17 protein-coding genes are annotated in these 15,944 nt (G+C 65.5%); 9 read left to right on the top strand and 8 right to left on the bottom strand.

Going from position 1 to position 15,944, the window contains the following annotated elements:
- The first annotated feature begins 33 nt into the window (after nucleotides 1–33).
- Nucleotides 34–921 (top strand): LysR family transcriptional regulator, encoded by an 888-nt coding sequence (locus BO996_RS14530; protein ID WP_071957110.1) that lies wholly within the window; start codon nucleotides 34–36, stop codon nucleotides 919–921.
- Nucleotides 922–940: 19 nt separating this feature from the next.
- Here BO996_RS14530 and BO996_RS14525 read toward each other — a convergent pair whose 3' ends face one another.
- The gene (locus tag BO996_RS14525) at nucleotides 941–1,441 is read right to left on the bottom strand and encodes a DUF2938 domain-containing protein (RefSeq protein WP_071955215.1); all 501 of its coding nucleotides are present in this window, start codon (nucleotides 1,439–1,441) and stop codon (nucleotides 941–943) included.
- Between the two features lie 114 nt (nucleotides 1,442–1,555).
- Here BO996_RS14525 and BO996_RS14520 point away from each other — a divergent pair, with 114 nt between their 5' ends.
- On the top strand, nucleotides 1,556–2,227 hold the full coding sequence (locus tag BO996_RS14520) for an ArsR/SmtB family transcription factor (protein WP_071955213.1): 672 nt from the start codon (nucleotides 1,556–1,558) through the stop codon (nucleotides 2,225–2,227).
- Here BO996_RS14520 and BO996_RS14515 read toward each other — a convergent pair.
- From BO996_RS14515 to BO996_RS14505, 3 genes are all read right to left on the bottom strand, one after another.
- On the bottom strand, nucleotides 2,224–2,811 hold the full coding sequence (locus BO996_RS14515; RefSeq protein WP_071955211.1) for a TetR/AcrR family transcriptional regulator: 588 nt from the start codon (nucleotides 2,809–2,811) through the stop codon (nucleotides 2,224–2,226). The genes BO996_RS14520 and BO996_RS14515 overlap by 4 nt on opposite strands.
- Nucleotides 2,804–3,403 carry a dihydrofolate reductase family protein gene (locus tag BO996_RS14510; protein ID WP_071955209.1) on the bottom strand — a complete coding sequence of 200 codons (600 nt, stop codon included), beginning with the start codon at nucleotides 3,401–3,403 and terminating at the stop codon, nucleotides 2,804–2,806. Before BO996_RS14510 ends, BO996_RS14515 begins: the two co-directional genes overlap by 8 nt.
- Nucleotides 3,404–3,477: 74 nt before the next feature.
- Nucleotides 3,478–4,377: an EamA family transporter gene (locus BO996_RS14505; RefSeq protein WP_198041289.1), complete on the bottom strand. Its 900-nt coding sequence runs from the start codon at nucleotides 4,375–4,377 to the stop codon at nucleotides 3,478–3,480.
- Nucleotides 4,378–4,438: 61 nt separating this feature from the next.
- Between BO996_RS14505 and BO996_RS14500 the strand changes: the two genes are divergently transcribed.
- The 5 genes from BO996_RS14500 to BO996_RS14485 all read left to right on the top strand — a co-directional run bounded on the left by BO996_RS14500 (nucleotide 4,439) and on the right by BO996_RS14485 (nucleotide 9,014).
- A complete protein-coding gene (locus BO996_RS14500; protein WP_063326454.1) occupies nucleotides 4,439–4,981 on the top strand; it encodes a MarR family winged helix-turn-helix transcriptional regulator in 543 nt (180 codons plus the stop codon).
- 97 nt (nucleotides 4,982–5,078) lie between these two features.
- Nucleotides 5,079–5,294 (top strand): hypothetical protein, encoded by a 216-nt coding sequence (locus BO996_RS29070; protein WP_156897957.1) that lies wholly within the window; start codon nucleotides 5,079–5,081, stop codon nucleotides 5,292–5,294.
- A gap of 378 nt (nucleotides 5,295–5,672) precedes the next feature.
- Nucleotides 5,673–6,164 carry a response regulator transcription factor gene (locus BO996_RS14495; RefSeq protein WP_071955207.1) on the top strand — a complete coding sequence of 164 codons (492 nt, stop codon included), beginning with the start codon at nucleotides 5,673–5,675 and terminating at the stop codon, nucleotides 6,162–6,164.
- Nucleotides 6,165–6,613: 449 nt separating this feature from the next.
- On the top strand, nucleotides 6,614–7,927 hold the full coding sequence (locus BO996_RS14490; RefSeq protein WP_043825568.1) for a hypothetical protein: 1,314 nt from the start codon (nucleotides 6,614–6,616) through the stop codon (nucleotides 7,925–7,927).
- Between the two features lie 76 nt (nucleotides 7,928–8,003).
- Nucleotides 8,004–9,014: a hypothetical protein gene (locus BO996_RS14485; protein WP_071955205.1), complete on the top strand. Its 1,011-nt coding sequence runs from the start codon at nucleotides 8,004–8,006 to the stop codon at nucleotides 9,012–9,014.
- Between the two features lie 56 nt (nucleotides 9,015–9,070).
- Here BO996_RS14485 and BO996_RS14480 read toward each other — a convergent pair whose 3' ends face one another.
- From BO996_RS14480 to gstA, 4 genes are all read right to left on the bottom strand, one after another.
- Complete coding sequence (locus tag BO996_RS14480; RefSeq protein WP_156897956.1) at nucleotides 9,071–11,545, bottom strand: TonB-dependent siderophore receptor; 2,475 nt, start codon at nucleotides 11,543–11,545, stop codon at nucleotides 9,071–9,073.
- A 102-nt stretch (nucleotides 11,546–11,647) separates the two neighbouring features.
- Nucleotides 11,648–12,697, bottom strand: coding sequence for a FecR family protein (locus tag BO996_RS14475; protein ID WP_232240533.1), 1,050 nt, complete (start codon nucleotides 12,695–12,697; stop codon nucleotides 11,648–11,650).
- On the bottom strand, nucleotides 12,687–13,223 hold the full coding sequence (locus tag BO996_RS14470; protein WP_043824270.1) for a sigma-70 family RNA polymerase sigma factor: 537 nt from the start codon (nucleotides 13,221–13,223) through the stop codon (nucleotides 12,687–12,689). The genes BO996_RS14475 and BO996_RS14470 overlap by 11 nt, the downstream gene beginning before the upstream one ends.
- Nucleotides 13,224–13,425: 202 nt before the next feature.
- Nucleotides 13,426–14,058: a glutathione transferase GstA gene (gene gstA, locus BO996_RS14465; RefSeq protein ID WP_071955201.1), complete on the bottom strand. Its 633-nt coding sequence runs from the start codon at nucleotides 14,056–14,058 to the stop codon at nucleotides 13,426–13,428.
- 150 nt (nucleotides 14,059–14,208) lie between these two features.
- Here gstA and BO996_RS14460 point away from each other — a divergent pair, with 150 nt between their 5' ends.
- Nucleotides 14,209–14,532, top strand: a complete 324-nt coding sequence (locus tag BO996_RS14460) for a winged helix-turn-helix transcriptional regulator (RefSeq protein WP_071955199.1) — start codon at nucleotides 14,209–14,211, stop codon at nucleotides 14,530–14,532.
- A 92-nt stretch (nucleotides 14,533–14,624) separates the two neighbouring features.
- Complete coding sequence (locus BO996_RS14455) at nucleotides 14,625–15,605, top strand: AraC family transcriptional regulator (RefSeq protein ID WP_071955197.1); 981 nt, start codon at nucleotides 14,625–14,627, stop codon at nucleotides 15,603–15,605.
- Nucleotides 15,606–15,944: the final 339 nt, after the last annotated feature.

Here is a 15,944-nt window from a genome sequence, read left to right as displayed (position 1 = left end):
TTCTTCACACACCTCTTCACACAGCACATGGAAATAGACAGCCTGGGCAGCATCGGCCTCTTTGTGCGCGTGGCCGAGCGGCTGGGCTTCTCTGCCGTGGCGCGCGAGCTGGGGCTGTCGCCCTCGGCCGTGGGCAAGGCCGTGGCGCGGCTGGAGGAGCGCCTGGGCGTGCGCCTGTTCAACCGCAGCACGCGCACGCTGGCACTGACGGCCGAGGGCGAACGCTTTCTGGAGCGCTGCCGGCGCATCCTCTGCGAGGTCGAGGCCGCCCAGCAGGAACTGCGCCATGCGGGCGAGCGGCCCCAGGGCCGGCTCAAGGTCAGCCTGCCACGCCACTGCGGTTTGTTCGAGCAGGCGCTCTCGGACTTCCTGCTGGAGTACCCCGAGGTCGAACTGGACCTGAATTTCTCGGACCATCTGGTCGATGTGATCGGCGACGGCTTTGACGTGGCCATACGTGCCGCGCCGCTGCAGGACTCGGGCCTCAAGCAACGGCGGCTGGGCGGCTTCCGGCGCGTGCTGGTGGGCTCGCCCGCCTATTTCCAGCGCCATGGCAGGCCGGCGCAACCTGCCGACCTGGCCCGCCACCAATGCCTGCACTACCGCTATCCGGCCACCGGCCGGCTGGAGCGCTGGCCCTTGGGAAACGACGACGACACCGCCCCGCCCGCGCTGCCCTCCAGCGTGGTCTGCAACAGCGTGGAGATGCGCATCTTCCTGGCGCTGCGCGGCCAGGGCATTGCCTGCCTGCCGGACTTCACCGTGGCCCGCCAGCTGGAGCAGGGCCTGCTGCAGACCGTGCTCGACCCGTTCACCGCCAACGCCCAGGGCACGGTCTGGATGGTCTGGCCCCCGGGCCGCGACCTCTCGCCCAAGGTCAGGGCCTTTCTCGAATTCATGGCGCACAGGCTGTTTGCCTGAACCGGGTCAGCGCATCCGCTCAGGCCCGCAGTTGCGAGACGGCCCAGGCCGCGATGAACAGGCCCAGGCCGAACACCGTGTGCGCCATCAGGCTGCGCAGCCGCGCCACGGCGGGCTTGGGTGTCTTGCGGGCAAACAGCCCCGCCCCCATGCACGGCTGCAGCGCCAGGAAGGGTGCGGCCACGGTGAACACGCCCCAGGCCAGGGCCGGCCACAGCGTGGGCGCCCGGGCCCAGCCCTCACCCGCCAAGGCCAGCAGGGCCGCCGCAAAGGCCACGCCGATCGCATAGTGCGCCACCCAGCCCAGGGCCTTCTCACCCGCCACCGGCGCGGACCGGCCGATGCCGGCATGCACCAGCCGGCCGCGCGGCAGATGGCCCAGCCAGCGGCCCACCATGGCGTAGTCCAGCGAAGGCACGCCCCACAGACGCTGCAGCAGCAGCGCCCACACATCCATCACCAAGGTCGCGCCTGCGCCCGTCAGCACGGCGCGCAGCAGGAATTCCGGCACATCCAGCATGTCTTTTCACTCTCTTGCAGGTTTGCAGCGGCCTCCTTGGATGCCACCGCATGCACAATGAACAATACATTCAATTAATTGATTGAATGTTTGTGTGATGCTAGGCTATCCCCCATGAATCCGTCAAGCAGCCCTGTACCGATCGAGGCCTTCCCCGACCTGGCCGACCTGGCGCGCACCCTGGGCCATGCCCACCGCCTCACCTTGCTGAGCCATGCGGCCGAAGGCGAGCAGCCCGTGGAGCGCCTGGCCGAGCTGTGCGGGCTGTCCGTGGCCAACACCTCCCAGCACCTGCAGCACCTCAAGCGCGCGGGCATGGTGCTCACACGGCGCGAGGGCAAGCATGTGCTGTACCGGCTGGGCGACGGGCCCATCACCGGCATCATCGATGCGCTGCACGACTATCTGCAATTCCGCCACGCCGAGATCCGCGCCGTGGTCTCCGACAGCCTGCGCCAGCGTGACCGCCTGCAAGCCGTTGCGCTGGACGAGCTGCTGCAGCGCATGCAGATGGACGACACCATCGTGCTGGACGTGCGTCCGCCAGCGGAATTCGCCCAGGGCCACCTGCCCGGGGCCGTCAACATTCCCCTGGAAGCGCTGGAAGGCGAGCTGGACGCGCTGCCGCCCGACAAGGACATCGTGGCCTATTGCGGGGGCCAGTACTGCGTGCTCTCGGCCAATGCCGTCACGGCGCTGCGCGCCAGCGGCCGGGAGGCGCGGCGCTTCGAGGCGGGCTTCACCGGCTGGCAACAGGCCGGCCTGCGCGTGGAGGCCGGCGCCTAGCGCAGCAGCCGCGCCAGCCCCTGCTCGAACCGGCCATGCAAGGCCTGCGCGCCCTCGCCCGACAAGGCCAGCGCCAGCGCATGGCCATGCGTGTAGTCGATCAGCAGGTCCAGCAGCACGGCGGCATCGCCCTCGTTTTCGCCGGGCTCGCACTGCTGCACCTCGCCGCGCAGCCGCTGCGTGAAGGCGGCCAGCGAATCGGTGAACAGGGCCGGGTCGCCCAGAATGCACACCGTCAGCGCCGGATGGCGGCGCACGCGCTCCATGTAGCCCGCCAGCAGCGCCTGCACGCGCTGCACGGGTGCAAGCCCGGGCGAAGGTTCGGCCAGCGGCAGGCCATGCACGCGCTCCACCAGGCTGCGCATCAATTCCTGCTGGTCACCCACATGGTGGATCACCGACATGGGCGTAATGCCCAGCTGCCGCGCCAGTGGCCGCAGTCCAAAGCCCTGCGCGCCCACGGCCTCCAGCAAGGCCAGCCCGGCGTCCAGCACCTGATCGCGGCTGAGCGAGCGCCCGGCCGAGGGGCGCCCGCGCCGTGCAGTCTGTGCAGTCGATACAGCCCGTACAGCCGGCTCACTCATCGCCGCCACCGTTGCGCACCATGACCCGGCCGCCCGCCTCCACCCGGTAGCGCGTGCTGACCATGCCACTGGGATAGGCCTGGGAGGCCAGGCACGTCAACCGCAGATCGCAGCCAATATCGCCAAACAGCGGCCGCCCCGCGCCAATCAGCACGGGCACGCGGGTGATAGTCATCTCGCCCACCTCACCCGCCGCCAGAAACGCGCGGATCACGGCTCCGCCGTCGATATAGGCGCTGCCCCAGCCCTCGGCCCGCAGCTCGGCCACCAGTTGGGCAGGCTGGGCGGACGTGATGCGCAACTTGCCGCTCAGGTGGGCAGGCACATCGCCCGCGCCCAGCGTGCGGCTCATCACCACCACGGGCTTGTCGAACGGCCAGGACTCGAAGCCGAGCACGCTTTCATAGGTGGAGCGGCCCATGACGATGCCGTCCACCGTCTTCATGAAGGCCGCGTAGCCGTAGTCCTCGCCGCCATCGCCCCCGGCCGGCAGCCAGTCCAGCGAACCATCGGGCCGGGCAATGAAGCCATCGACCGAAGTGGCGATGAAGACCTTGCCGAATGCATTGCTGAGGGCTTTTGCGGGTGCCATGGCGATCTCTCCATCCAATTAAACATACACCGTATGATAAATAATCCGCAGCCCCTTGCCAACCGTTCCCATGCTCAGGCGCCGCGCGAAGCAGACCACTGCACCGCCAGCACGCTGGCCAGCACCACCAGCAGGCCCAGGAAGGACATGCCCGTCATGGACTGCGACAGCAGCACCCAGCCCAGGACCACAGCAGTGAGCGGGCTCAGCAGGCCCAGCGAAGACACGGCCACCGAAGGCAGGCGCCCGATGCCGCGAAACCACAGCACATAGGCCAGCAGCGCACCGGCAAGACACAGGTAGGCATAGGCGCCCAGCTGGGTGAGCGACAGCGCGGGCAGCGGCGCATCCACCCACCAGGCCAGCGGCAGCAGCATCAGCCCGCCAAACAGCAGTTGCCAGCCCGTCAGCGCCAGCACCGGCAAGTCCACGCGCCAGCGCCGCGTGAGCCAGGTGCCGGCCGCCATGCACACCGCACCCGCCAATGCCGCCGCCATGCCCACGGGCTCGAACAACGTCTGGGGCGACAGCAGCAACACCGCCATGCCCGCAATGCCGGCCACGGCGGCCCACAGCGTCAGCCGCGCGGGGGAGCGCCCGTCCACGCCCCATGCCAGCGCCATCACCAGCAGCGGCTGCACGGCGCCCAGCACGGCCGCCAGCCCGCCCGGCAGCCGGTAGGCCGCCACGAACAGCAGCGCCTGGAACACGCCGATGTTCAGCGCGCCCAGCACCAGCAGCCGCCACCAGCCCGAGCCCACGGGCAGCCGCCGCGTGAAGAGCACCAGCAGCAGCCCGGCCGGCAGCACGCGGATCAGCGCAGCCGTGAACGGACGGTCTGGCGGCAGCAGTTCGGAAGTGACGATGTAGGTGGAGCCCCAGATGGCAGGCGCCAGCGCGGTCAGCAGGATGTCGCGCCAGGACAGGTCGGGGCTGGCCGAGGACGCGGAAGAAGAGGATGGCGAGGAGGACATGGCACTTATCTTCAATTCAAGACAAATCCATTATGCACGACTTATCTTAAAATCAAGACAAATGCCGAAACCCACCCTCCCCCGCCTGCCCGACCGGGTAGACACCATCCTCGAACAATGGGCGCGCGAACGCCCCGACCTGGACGCCAGCCCCATGGGCCCCATAGGCCGCATCAAGCGCTGCGCCGCCCTGCTGGAGCAGCGGCTGGAAGAGTGCTTTGCCCGCTTCGGCATGACCATGTGGGAATTCGACGTGCTGGCCACGCTGCGCCGCTCGGGCGCGCCCTTCTGCCTCACGCCCACGGCCCTGTTTTCCACGCTCATGGTCACCTCGGGCACCATGACCCATCGCATGAAAAGCCTGGAGACGCGCGGCCTGGTGCAGCGCCTGCCCAACCCGCAGGATGCGCGCAGCATGCTGGTGCAGCTCACCGACCAGGGGCTGGAGCTGATAGACCGCGCCGTGGAAGCGCACCTGGACAACGAGCGCGCCATGCTGGCGCCCATGCCCGTTGCCGAACTGGCCGCGCTGGACCAGCGGCTGTCCCTGCTGCTGCGCGTGCTGGAGGGCGGGCCTGACGAGGGCACCCGCCCGGCCCCCTGAACTGGCGTATGTCCAGGTCGTTGGGACTGGCGACGGTCGTGGTGCTCACGCCCTTCGTCATGACCCGGGAACGCTTTTGGCAAAAGAGGTGCTTCCCTTGAAGCACATCGCAGGTACCCAGCCGCTTCTCGATCCGCCATGGCAGGAATTGCTTACCCGCATGTCTCAAGACCTGCGCAACAGCCCGCATCCTGGACTCGGCTGGGCAATGCCAGAAAATCCTGATCACGCAAGCGCGACCCACAGAAGACCATTGGCTTTCCCACAATCTGCTGCAAAAACCTTGGTGTCGAGTTTTTGTAGCCAGATGTAATGATTTCACCAAAGATTTCCACTAAGATGTCCATTCCAACGGTGAAATGGCGATAACAGATTCTCAAACGACTTTGATACTCCCTCAACGCACCACACCATCTTGATAATGGTTTACTAATCTCCCACCTTGGATACAAAAGGCTGCCACAGGCTGAATGCGCGCGATTTTCAATCGTCCAATGTTCAGGCTTTTTCCGGCTGATCCTTTACCGCACAATTTTCACACGAATGGCATGACGTCAGTTTACTCAGGCGGTAAACAGGCGGTTTAGCCAGTTATTCAATCTTTCAAACGGCACTGTGCAAAGCAGTCTCGCCGAGGCTTCGGCGTGGGATAGCCCTATGGCATCGGCACATAAAAAATGGGAGACATACCATGGATAGATCGGAAATAGCTTTGGCAAATAGCGAATGCCATCTCGATGCTGCGCATCCAACAGCAGATGAAGTCATCGCGTCTGCGCTCACCGCGCGCGAAATCGATGTACTCGAAGCGATGGCCAAAGGCCTCGGCTGCAGGGACATTGCGCACAAGCTGGGCATCAGCGAACACACGGTACGCAAGCACCGCAGCAATATGTGTACGCGGCTGGGCCTGCGCAATGCCGTAGAACTCGTCACGCATGCCAGGCGGCACGGCTGGATGAGCGCTGCCCGCTCACCGCTCCCTCTGTCTCCCCGCGAGCAGGAGGTGATGGTGCACGTGCTGGCGGGCCAGACCAGCAAGGAGATCGCACGTTCGCTTTACCTCAGCGACTTGACCGTGCGCAAGCATCGCGAAAACATTCTGCGCAAACTGGGCCTGACAAGCACCGCCCAGTTGCAGACATTTGCGCCAACGGCAACTCGCAATGGCGGCAGCATCTGATATCCAGGCCAGCGTGCATCGCCTGTCCGTGCTCACCGAATACGACATTGGAAGTATTCCACCCTCCTGATGCAATTGGGCATGATGAGTCCAACGAATACTTATGACGGCTTCAGCAGGCGCCAGTGCATTCCAGGTTTGCGCGGTTGATATGGAATATCCGCGCTAGCCTTGAAAGGCTGCAAAGGCTCATATCCCTTCACCTCTTCGCCTCTACGGTCAGCGTCCGTCGAGGCATCTTCCCGGCGCCCACGTGTCGGATTCCTGCACGCAACTCAAAGGAGTATCCCGCCATGAACCACTCTTCGCGGTCACCACCTGAGATTTCTCCCGGGCACCCCGTGCCTTAGGCCCAATACCGGGCAATCATTCTCATTGGCAAAGAAAAGCGTTCATGACTTCAAACCTCATGTCGCTCCCTATTCATTCAATTTCAGGAATTGCACGCCATGTCAGATCAAGCCATGTTCAGCCAGTTGTACAACGCCCTTGTCGATAATCTCGGCACCCCGAATTTCCAGTTGCTTGGCACCCCCAAGGACTTCAGCTGGGGCACGGCTCCAACCGGGCAATGGGACGCGGCGGCCTATCAGGTCGTCAGCGGCATGCCGCAGTGGTCTGCGATCGGCCAGTACGGCAGCCTCGATGCAACGCTCTTCGACGCCGTTCGCCAGATCTTCGGCCACGTGACATTCAAGGTCAGCCCCGAGCAGCAGGCCGATCAGACAGCGCTGGCCAACCTGTGCGTCCAGAAAAGCAATGCGATCGTCAAGGCCAACAGCGACATGAACCAGGTCTACCTGAGTGCAAAGCAGAACGGCGGCTTGATATTCGCGGCCCGCTACCCTGACATCAGCACGTGGATCAACAACGCGCCGGAGGCTGCTGCCTACATTACGACCATCCAGGCGGCCACCAACGCCTACAACCAGGCGGTCAAGATGAAGATGGAGCTGGAGCGGGCCAGCATGCCCAGCGATCTGCAGCGCGCCATCGACATGATGCAGACGCCGTCGGGCGACCCCGCCACGAACAACGCACCGGCAGGCTGGACCAAGGTGCCGGATGGCGCGGGCATCCTGCGCTGGCAGCCGGACTTCCACATCGACACGAACGGCGCGGACTGGCGCGCATCGCTCAGCAACGGCAGCGCAGGCGCGTTCTCGATCGCGATGAAATCTTCGCAATCGAGCAGCGACTTCAAGTCCTCGTTTGCCAAGGGCTCGACCAGCGTTGGCAACTTCTTCTGGAGCGTCAACGCATCGGGCGGCTGGAGCAAGTCCGACCTGTTCAACCAGGACTCGAGCTCGGCCGTGAAGATCAGCTGCGAGTCCTCCACGCGCGTGAAGGTGAATCCGGGCGACTGGTACCCGGGCGGCTTCATGAGCGAACTGGCCAAGGCACAGCAGGGGCCGAACGGCCAGGGCTACACCATCGTCGCCCCGTGGGTGGCAAACGGCGGCCCGGGATCGAGCTCCCTGTTCGGCCCGAACGGCATCGTCGCGGCACGGGTGTCCGAGCTGCTGGTCGTCTACAAGCCTTCGTTCGAGATCACGATGAGCGCCAACACCTACCAGCAGAACAAGCAGGCCTTCGAGGCCAGCGCGGGTGTGCGCATCGGACCCTTCACCTTCGGTGGCACGGGCGGTCACCAGTCCGAGTACACCAAGAGCACCGCACAGGCCAATACCTTCAAGGGAAGCAGCACCTCGGTGAACCCGCAAATCATCGGCGTGATCGTCGACTTCCCGGGCATCCACTGACCTGAAGACCAGCGGGTGGGCGGGACTGGCGGGTCCCGCCCACCCCGCCCACCCCCGTCAACCGGAGACAGCGTTCATGAACGTGATCCATCAGTTCCTCGGCGGCCTGGCTGATCTGGTGCCTCCGCCCCCAAGGGCCCCCAGCGTATCGAGCGGGCCGAAAACCGGCATGGTGTTCAAGCGCTCGGCATCCATTTCGGCGCCGCTGGTGCGGGGGCAGATGCTGATGCCGGTGACCGCGTGGAACTGGCCGGATCCAGTGACCGGCACCATGGCCGACGCGCAGTTCCTCTTTGCAGATACGGTGCCCCAGTCCGCTGCCAATGGCGCGCTGTACCAAGCGTCGGGGCGCAGCTTTTCGCAGGGATACAAGACCTTTCTGCAGGTACTCGAAGCCTGCAAATTTCCCTATCAGTCGATGCTTGCAGGCGCCATGCAGAAGATGGCGGCACCTCCAGGCGACCCTGCCTACTCGCCCACTCCGGTGGGATGGACCAAGGTGTACGAGACCGGCTACCTCCAGTGGAAACCGATCTGGACACTGCCCAAGAGTTCGTCGGAGTGGAGCGCAGCAGTGGCTGTCGGCACGATCGCAAACCCCGGCACCTTGCGCTTGAATCTCAACGACACATCCGGCGCAGGGCCGCAGGCTCCGGCTTCCCTGCAGGCCCTGGACGCTTCCGGCCGCGTCCTTGCGCTACCCGCAGCTTCGCTGGAGACGGTCACGATCACCTCTGAATGCTGGGACCAAGTGCCGATCTACCCCGGCAGCTGGTACGACGCCTCGATGGTGGCGCTGGGTCGCGGCCTGGTGCCGGATGCAGGCGTGTTCTTCGGGCCTGGCGGACTGATGGCGTGCCGTGTGTCAACTTTCTACGTCGCGTTGAAACCCCGCTTCGACTTCACTGCCGCAGCGCCGATACCCGCCTCGCTGCGCCAGACGCTGGACGAGGCGGACACCGTGCAGGCCATGGGTGTGACGGTTCAGCGAGCAAGCGGAGACGGGCAGCCAAACCAGGCCTTGCGCCTCGTGAACACCGACCCTGCCCCCGTCATCGTGGCCGTGAGCCTTGAAACCTTGGCGTGATTCGTCACATCCACCGTCACGTCCACCGTCATGTCCACCGTCACCCCAGCCCCCGCCTACCAGCGGTAGGTGGCCGTGGCCACTGCCTGCCGCAGCTCGCCGTAGCGGCAGCTGCCTGCGCTGCAGTTGCTCAGATAGGCCTTGTTGCCCAGGTTGCGCAGGTTCAGCGCCAGGCTCCAGCGCTGCAGGTCGTAGGCGACCAGGGCATCCACCACCGTGTACGAAGGCAGCGGGGCCGCTGCCGACTCCTGGTAGCCGCGGTTGGAGCCCATGTAGCGCGCTCCAATCCCCACCCGCAGGCCGGTTGCAAAGCGGTAGTCGGCCCATACCGACAGCTGGTTGCGCGACACCGCCTGCATCTGCTTGCCGATCTCCGAAGGCGTGCTGCTGGCCGTGACGATGGCCTTGGGCGTATAGGTATAGGCAGCGATCACGTTCAGGTTCTTCAGCGGTTGGAACGCGGCCTCCAGCTCCAGCCCGCGCACCGCAATCTCGCCGGTCTGCCGGGGCAGGAACTCCGGCGTGTAAGTGATGTAGTTCCTGCGGCGCAGATCGAAGATGGCGGCGCTGTAGCGGCCTTTTCCATCTGTCGGCACATAGCGCACGCCGGCCTCGTACTGGCGCCCGGTTTCGGGCTTGAGCGGCGTATTGGTCTCCGGGTCCATGGTCACCGTGGGCGAGAACGACTCGGAATAGCTCACATAGGGCGCCCAGCCGCTGGGGTGCAGATAGACCAGTCCCGCGCGGCTGGTGAACTTGTGGTCGTTGATGCGCGTGCGGCTGCCGTCGATATGGCTGCTCACCGTGGCCGAGGCGCTGTCGTACCGGCCCCCCACCGTGGCCACCCAGTCGCCCCACTTGATCTGGTCCTGCAGGTAGATGCCCGTCTGTGTCAGCCGCGTGCGGGCGTCGAACCAGGGATCACCGGGCACCACATCGTTCGTATACACCGGCGCATAGCCGTCGATGCCCGACACCGTGCCCGCGTTGTAGGTGCGCTGGTCATTGCGCGAGCCCTGGTAGTCCAGCCCCGCCAGAAACGTGTGCTGCCAATCGCCCAGCCGCAGCTTGGCCTGGGCCTGGTTGTCTATGGTCAGCAGCCGCGCCCGCTCCTTGCTGCCGAACGGAAAGCGGTTGAGCCGCCGGAAATTGGCCGGGTCCAGCGGATCGGCAGGGTTGACGGTGGCGAAATCGCTCTGGTTGTAGACCTGCTGGTAGTCCACCTTGATGGCGCCGTAGCGCGCGTTCTGGCGCAGCGTCCAGGTGTCGTTCAGGCGGTGCTCGAACAGATAGCCCAGCATCCACTGGTCCTGATTGAAATGGTCGAATCCCGGCTCGCCCACATAGGTGCCCGGCGAGAACTTGCCGTTGGGATTGGGCAGCAGCGTGCCCACCTCGGGAAAGCTGCCGTAGGAGCTGCCATCGCGTATGCGCAGATAGTGCGCCAGCACGGTCAGCGAGGTATCGGTGGAGGGCTTCCACGTCAGCGAAGGCGCCAGGTACACCCGGTCATTGGGCAGGCCGCTGGCCTGCAGCTCGGCATCGCGCACCATGCCGGTCACGCGGTACTGCAGCGTGCCCTGCGCATCCAGCGCCCCCGCAAAATCCCCGCCCACCTGGCGCCGCCCATGGTTACCCACCTGCACCTGCAGCTCACGCAGCGGCTCGCCCGTGGGCCGCTTGCTGACCACGTTGACCATGCCGCCCGGCCCCGTCTGCCCATACAGCACCGAGGATGGGCCGCGCAGCACCTCGATGCGCTCCGTGCCGTAGTTCTCCGTCTGCCACACGGCCCAGCCGTTGTTGTTGCGCAGCGGCAGGCCGTCCAGGTAGTAGCCGGGCGTCTGCGCATCAAAGCCGCGGATGATGGTCCAGTCAAAGCGCGAATCCGCACCCCAGGGCGACACATTGATGCCCGGCGTATAGGCCAGCGCATCCTTGAGCCGCAGCGCCCCGCTGGCGTTGATGAAATCCGAAGTCACCACCGAGATCGACTGCGGCGTCTCCTCCAGCGGCGTATCGGTCTTGGTGGCCGTGGCGCTGCGCCGGGCCACATAGCCGGGCACCGGCCCCGTGGCCGTCTCGGCATCCACCGCCCCGCTCACGGTCACCGTGGGCAGGCGCGGCACCTCCTGGGCCGAGGGGGATGGCGCCGCAGGCGCGGGCTGGGGCGCCGCCCGCAGCACATAGCCACTGGCCGTCCTGGCCAGCGCATAGCCGCTGCCACGCAGCAGTACGCCAAAGCCTTCTTCCACGCCATGGCGGCCCTGCAGCCCGGGGGAGCGCAGGCCGCGCAACTGATTGGCATCGATGGCAATGGCCACGCCCGCCTGCAGCGCAAAGCGATTGAGCGCATCGGCCAGCGGGCCGGCAGGCACGTCATAGGCAATGGGCTGCGCGGGGGCCTGCGCGACCGCGGCCCCCGTTCCCGTGGCAGCCAGCGCCGCCACCGCAGCGGCGATGGCGATCCTGGCGAACCGCCCGGGCAGCGACGGGGGGCGGCTGCGGCCTGCGTTGGTCGGCAATGGCATGGCAGAGGATTCCTTCCTTGGTTCGTTGGTGTCTTCCAGGGCTTGACGCACGAACTGCGGAAAGGCGAACCAGATTGGCAAAAAAATTTTGAAATCGTCCCCTCAGGGACCGGGCGCATCCACCAGTACCAGCCAAGGCGTGAGCTTGCGAATGCGCAGCTCGGGAAAACTGCTCATCAGCAGCTGCAGCGCGCGGTCCGTATCGTCAAGCGGCAGCACGGCGCTCACGCGCAGGTGGTGGATCTGTGCGCTGTCGTAGCGGATATGGCCGGGCCGGTGGCGGGCCAGCGCATCCAGCACCTCGGCCAGGGGCTGGTCGCTCACCACCAACTGGTGGTTGCGCCAGGCATCCGCCAGGCCCCGGGCGTCCATGGCCTGCACGGGCCCCAGGCCGTGGTCCGTGATGCGTACACGCTGGCCGGCATCCACCGTGGAGGAGTCCTGGCCGCCCGCAGCGGCCTGCGCCGCCACGCGCGACTCCAGCACGCTCAACACCGTGGCATCGGCCTGCCGGTCCACCACAAAGCGCGTGCCCAGCGCACGCAGGCTGCCCTGCGCGGTTTCCACCACAAAGGGGCGCGATGCATCACGGGCCACATCGACCAGAATCTCGCCCTGCACCAGCTCCACCGTACGGCGCCGCTCGTCATAACGCAGGTTCACCGCGCTGCCACTGGCCAGGGTGATGCGCGTGCCATCCGCCAGCGCCCGGGTCTGCCACTGGCCTGTGGCCGTGCGCAGGTCCGCCATCAGATAGCCCGGTGGCCAGGCCTGCAATGCCACCCAGGCCGGCAAGGCCAGCACGGCAGCCAGCATCAGGGCCGCACCGGCACGCCGAGTGCGCCGAGCCCGGCGTGTCTGCCCATCCTGCTTTCTTCCAGCACTGCCCGACGCATCCAGCGCCGCACGGGCTGGCCGGCTGCCGGCCGGGCCGCTGCGCGCAGCCTGCAGGCGGTCCAGAAACTGCTCCATGTCCAGGGCGGCGGCCGCATGGCGCGGGTCGGCACGCTTCCATGCTTCAAAGCCCGCGCGGGCCGTGGCGCATTCGGCCTCGTCATCGCCCGTCAGCGCCACAAGCCACTGCGCCGCCTGCTCGGCCAGGGCATCGTCATCCGGCCCTGCGCCGGGCATGCGCTCCGCTCTACCGGACATGCTCGGCCACGGCAGGGCAATGGGCGCGGCAGTGCAGCAGCGCCTGCACCAGGTACTTCTGCACCATGCGCGTGGAAACACCCAGGCCCTGTGCAATCTCGGCCTGCGGCTGCTCGTCCAGGTAGTGGCGCAGAAACGCCTCGCGCGGGCGCTCGGCCAGCCCCTCCAGCGCAGCGCCAATCTGCTCCAGCGCCTGCACCGCCATCAGGATTTCTTCGGGCGCCGGATAGCCGGGCAGACTCTGCGCCACCAGCGCCAGCTCATCCAGATAGGCCTGCGCCATGGCCTGGCGCCGCGCCCGGTCCACCAGCAGCCGCCTGGCCGTGGTCGTCAGGTAGGCGCGTGGCTCCGCCATGCCCAGCAACGCATCGCGCGACGCCAGGATGCGCACAAACGTGTCATGCGCCACATCGGCCGCATCAAACGCATTGCCCACCCTGCGCCGCAGCCAGCCGCGCAACCAGCCATGGTGGTCGGCATAAAGGGCAGCCATGCGTTGCTGCAGCGCGGATTCGGTGGAAGACACGGTTTCTTCTGCGCTGCGCCCGGGGCAAGGCGGCAGCCGCAGCGGCGGAATTGAGAATGAAACGCATTCTATCGAGACAGAACGCATGCGTATCAGTCTGCGGCGTGCCCGCAACGGGCGCGGTGGCAGGCATGGACTGCGGGCAACGGTGCGGCGGATGCGGCCAAGCCAGTCCAGGGCACCTCCATGCCCCTGCCCCACCCTATCGCAGACCTTCCGCCTGCAGCGACTGGCGCACGGCAGGCCGCTCCCGCATCCGCGCGTACCAGGCTGCAAGATGCTCCAGGCCATCAAAGTGAATGCTCGTCTTGTAGACCGACTCCAGCCACGGCGCCTGCCCCCACTGCGTGAGCGCGTACAGATAGGCATCGGCCACGGTGAAGCCATCGCCCATCAGGTAGCGCTTGCCGGCCAGTTGCGCGTTCACCCAGGCATACCGCTGCTCCAGCTTGGGCTTGGCCGTCTCCACGCCGTACTTTCCCGCCAGCACGGCATACAGCAGCGGGATGAAGCCCTTGTGGATTTCCGAGTTCAGAAAGGCCAGCCACTCCAGCAGCCGATAGCGCTCCAGGCTGCCATGGGCCGGCGCCAGATGGGACGCAGGCCGCAGGTCCGCCAGGTACTGCAGGACGGCGGGCCCTTCCCGCAGCAGGCTGCCGTCGTTCAATTCCAGCAGGGGGACATAGCCGAACGGGCTGAGCGCACGGAAATCCCTGCCGTCTTCCGTCTGGTGGGTCTTGTGGTCCACCCGGACCAGGTGGAAATCAAGCCCCAGCTCGTTCAGGACAATGTGCGGCGCCAGCGAACAGGCGCCCGGCAGGTAATACAGCTTCATGGAATTTCTCTGGTGATGGAACAAGGGGCCTGCGCGTTCAGGCACGGCCCCTGGCCAATGTCATGCACCAGGGATAAATCTGGAAGAAGGCAATAAAACTGCCCATAGGTTAAAAAAATATACCTGCCGCCTGCCTATGATGAATGTGCTATGAAATCCAACATCTCCGGCTGCTCCGTGGAAGAAGCCATGCGCCTGCTGGGCGGCCGCTGGAGGCTGCTCATCGCCTCCTACCTCATCGACGGCCCCCGCCGCTTCAACGACCTGCGCCGCGACATGCCCGGCATCTCCCAACGCTCCCTCACCCTGGACCTTCGCGCGCTGGAGGAAGCGGGCCTGGTCAAGCGCACGGTCTACCCCACTGCGCCGATCAAGGTGGAGTACGAATTGACCCAGGATGGGGAGCGGCTCAAGCCGGTGGTGGGGGTGATGAAGGAGTTTGGGTTGTGGGTGAAGGGGAAGGCGCCGGACTAACGAGAACTGCGCCGGCTGGCTGTCTCCATCCGCCCCCCTGCTGACAGGCAAGCCCCATCGCCGCATGAACGGTGATTTCCAGAACAACGACCATGACGAACCAGCCTTCCGAGCAGGCATCCCGCGCCGAGTACGCGCGACGGATCAATCGCGTGCTCAACTACATCGACGCCCACCTGGATCAGCCTCTGGATGGCGCACATCTGGCCGACATCGCCAATTTCTCGCGCTTCCACTTTCACCGAATTTTCGCGGCATGGATGGGAGAAACGCTGGGCAGCTATGCGCAGCGCCGACGGCTCGAGAAGGCGGCGTTCCGGCTGTCCTGCGGCAGCAAGGAAACCGTGCTTGAAACCGCCTTGGCCACCGGCTTCCAATCGGGCGAAGCATTTGCGCGCGCCTTCAAGCTCAAGTTTGGCTGCACGCCATCGGCCTGGCGCTCCACCACGCTTGAGCGGCTGAAAACCCAGGCGGCCGCCATCGGGCAGCCGCAAGGCAGCCAGGAGAGCAATCCTGATCAGGTCTTCGGCAATCTCCATCAGGAAGACCCCCGCGCGTTCGGCGAACCTCAGGGCTCTTGTCACCTGAAGGAAGAAATCGCCATGGACGTCCGCATCATTGATCTACCCAAAGCACATGTCGCCTATCAACGCTTGATCGGCCCCTATGGGCCAGCCATAGGCCAATTCTGGCGAGGCACCATTGCGCCGTGGATGCACTCCAATGGCCTCAGCGATCAAACGTGCTACGGCATAGGCTATGACGACCCCTCTCTCACACCCGCCAGCAAATGCCGCTATGACGCCTGCGTGGAAGTCCCCGCGCATTTCGTCGCCAGCGGCCAGGTGGACACCCAATCCCTGCCGGGCGGCCGCTACGCGGTAGCAAGATTCAAAGGAAAACCCGAAGGTCTGGCCAATGCCTGGATGTGGCTGACGCGCGAATGGATGCCGTCCAGCGGGATGCAATGCGACGACCGGCCTTGCTTTGAGATGTTTTCTGCGGTCACCGCCATGGATGCCGAGACTGGTGATTTCTGCTGCGACATTTGCATTCCGGTGCGGACGCTGTAAAGCGACTCAAGCCGGTTGAGGTTTGTCGAATGTGTTGGGTTGGCCGGGTGAATCCACTACCCGCTGCAGGCGTTGGACCTTAGCCGTCAGGTGTCGGCTTTGCAGCGGGTGAGGCCGCTCATGGGCTCATCGTGAGCTTTAGGGCACAGACGTATAGCGGTCGTCATCCGAGCACCAAGGCTGGCGGCAGCCCAACGATTTCTCAGGTGGACAGCCGACAGTGACGGATACCGCAGGCTGCAAGAAGTCCGTTTTCATGGCTCGTGAATTGGTACTACTGACCCTCTGCAGCCATCCGGTGCGACGAATATGGTGCTCACAAGCAGGCCTTGGTCTCGC

Source organism: Delftia sp. HK171, from assembly GCF_001886655.1.
Taxonomy (GTDB): domain Bacteria; phylum Pseudomonadota; class Gammaproteobacteria; order Burkholderiales; family Burkholderiaceae_C; genus Comamonas; species Comamonas acidovorans.
The sequence above is the reverse complement of the archived record's forward strand: the minus strand, read 5'-3'. Positions and strand labels throughout refer to the sequence as shown.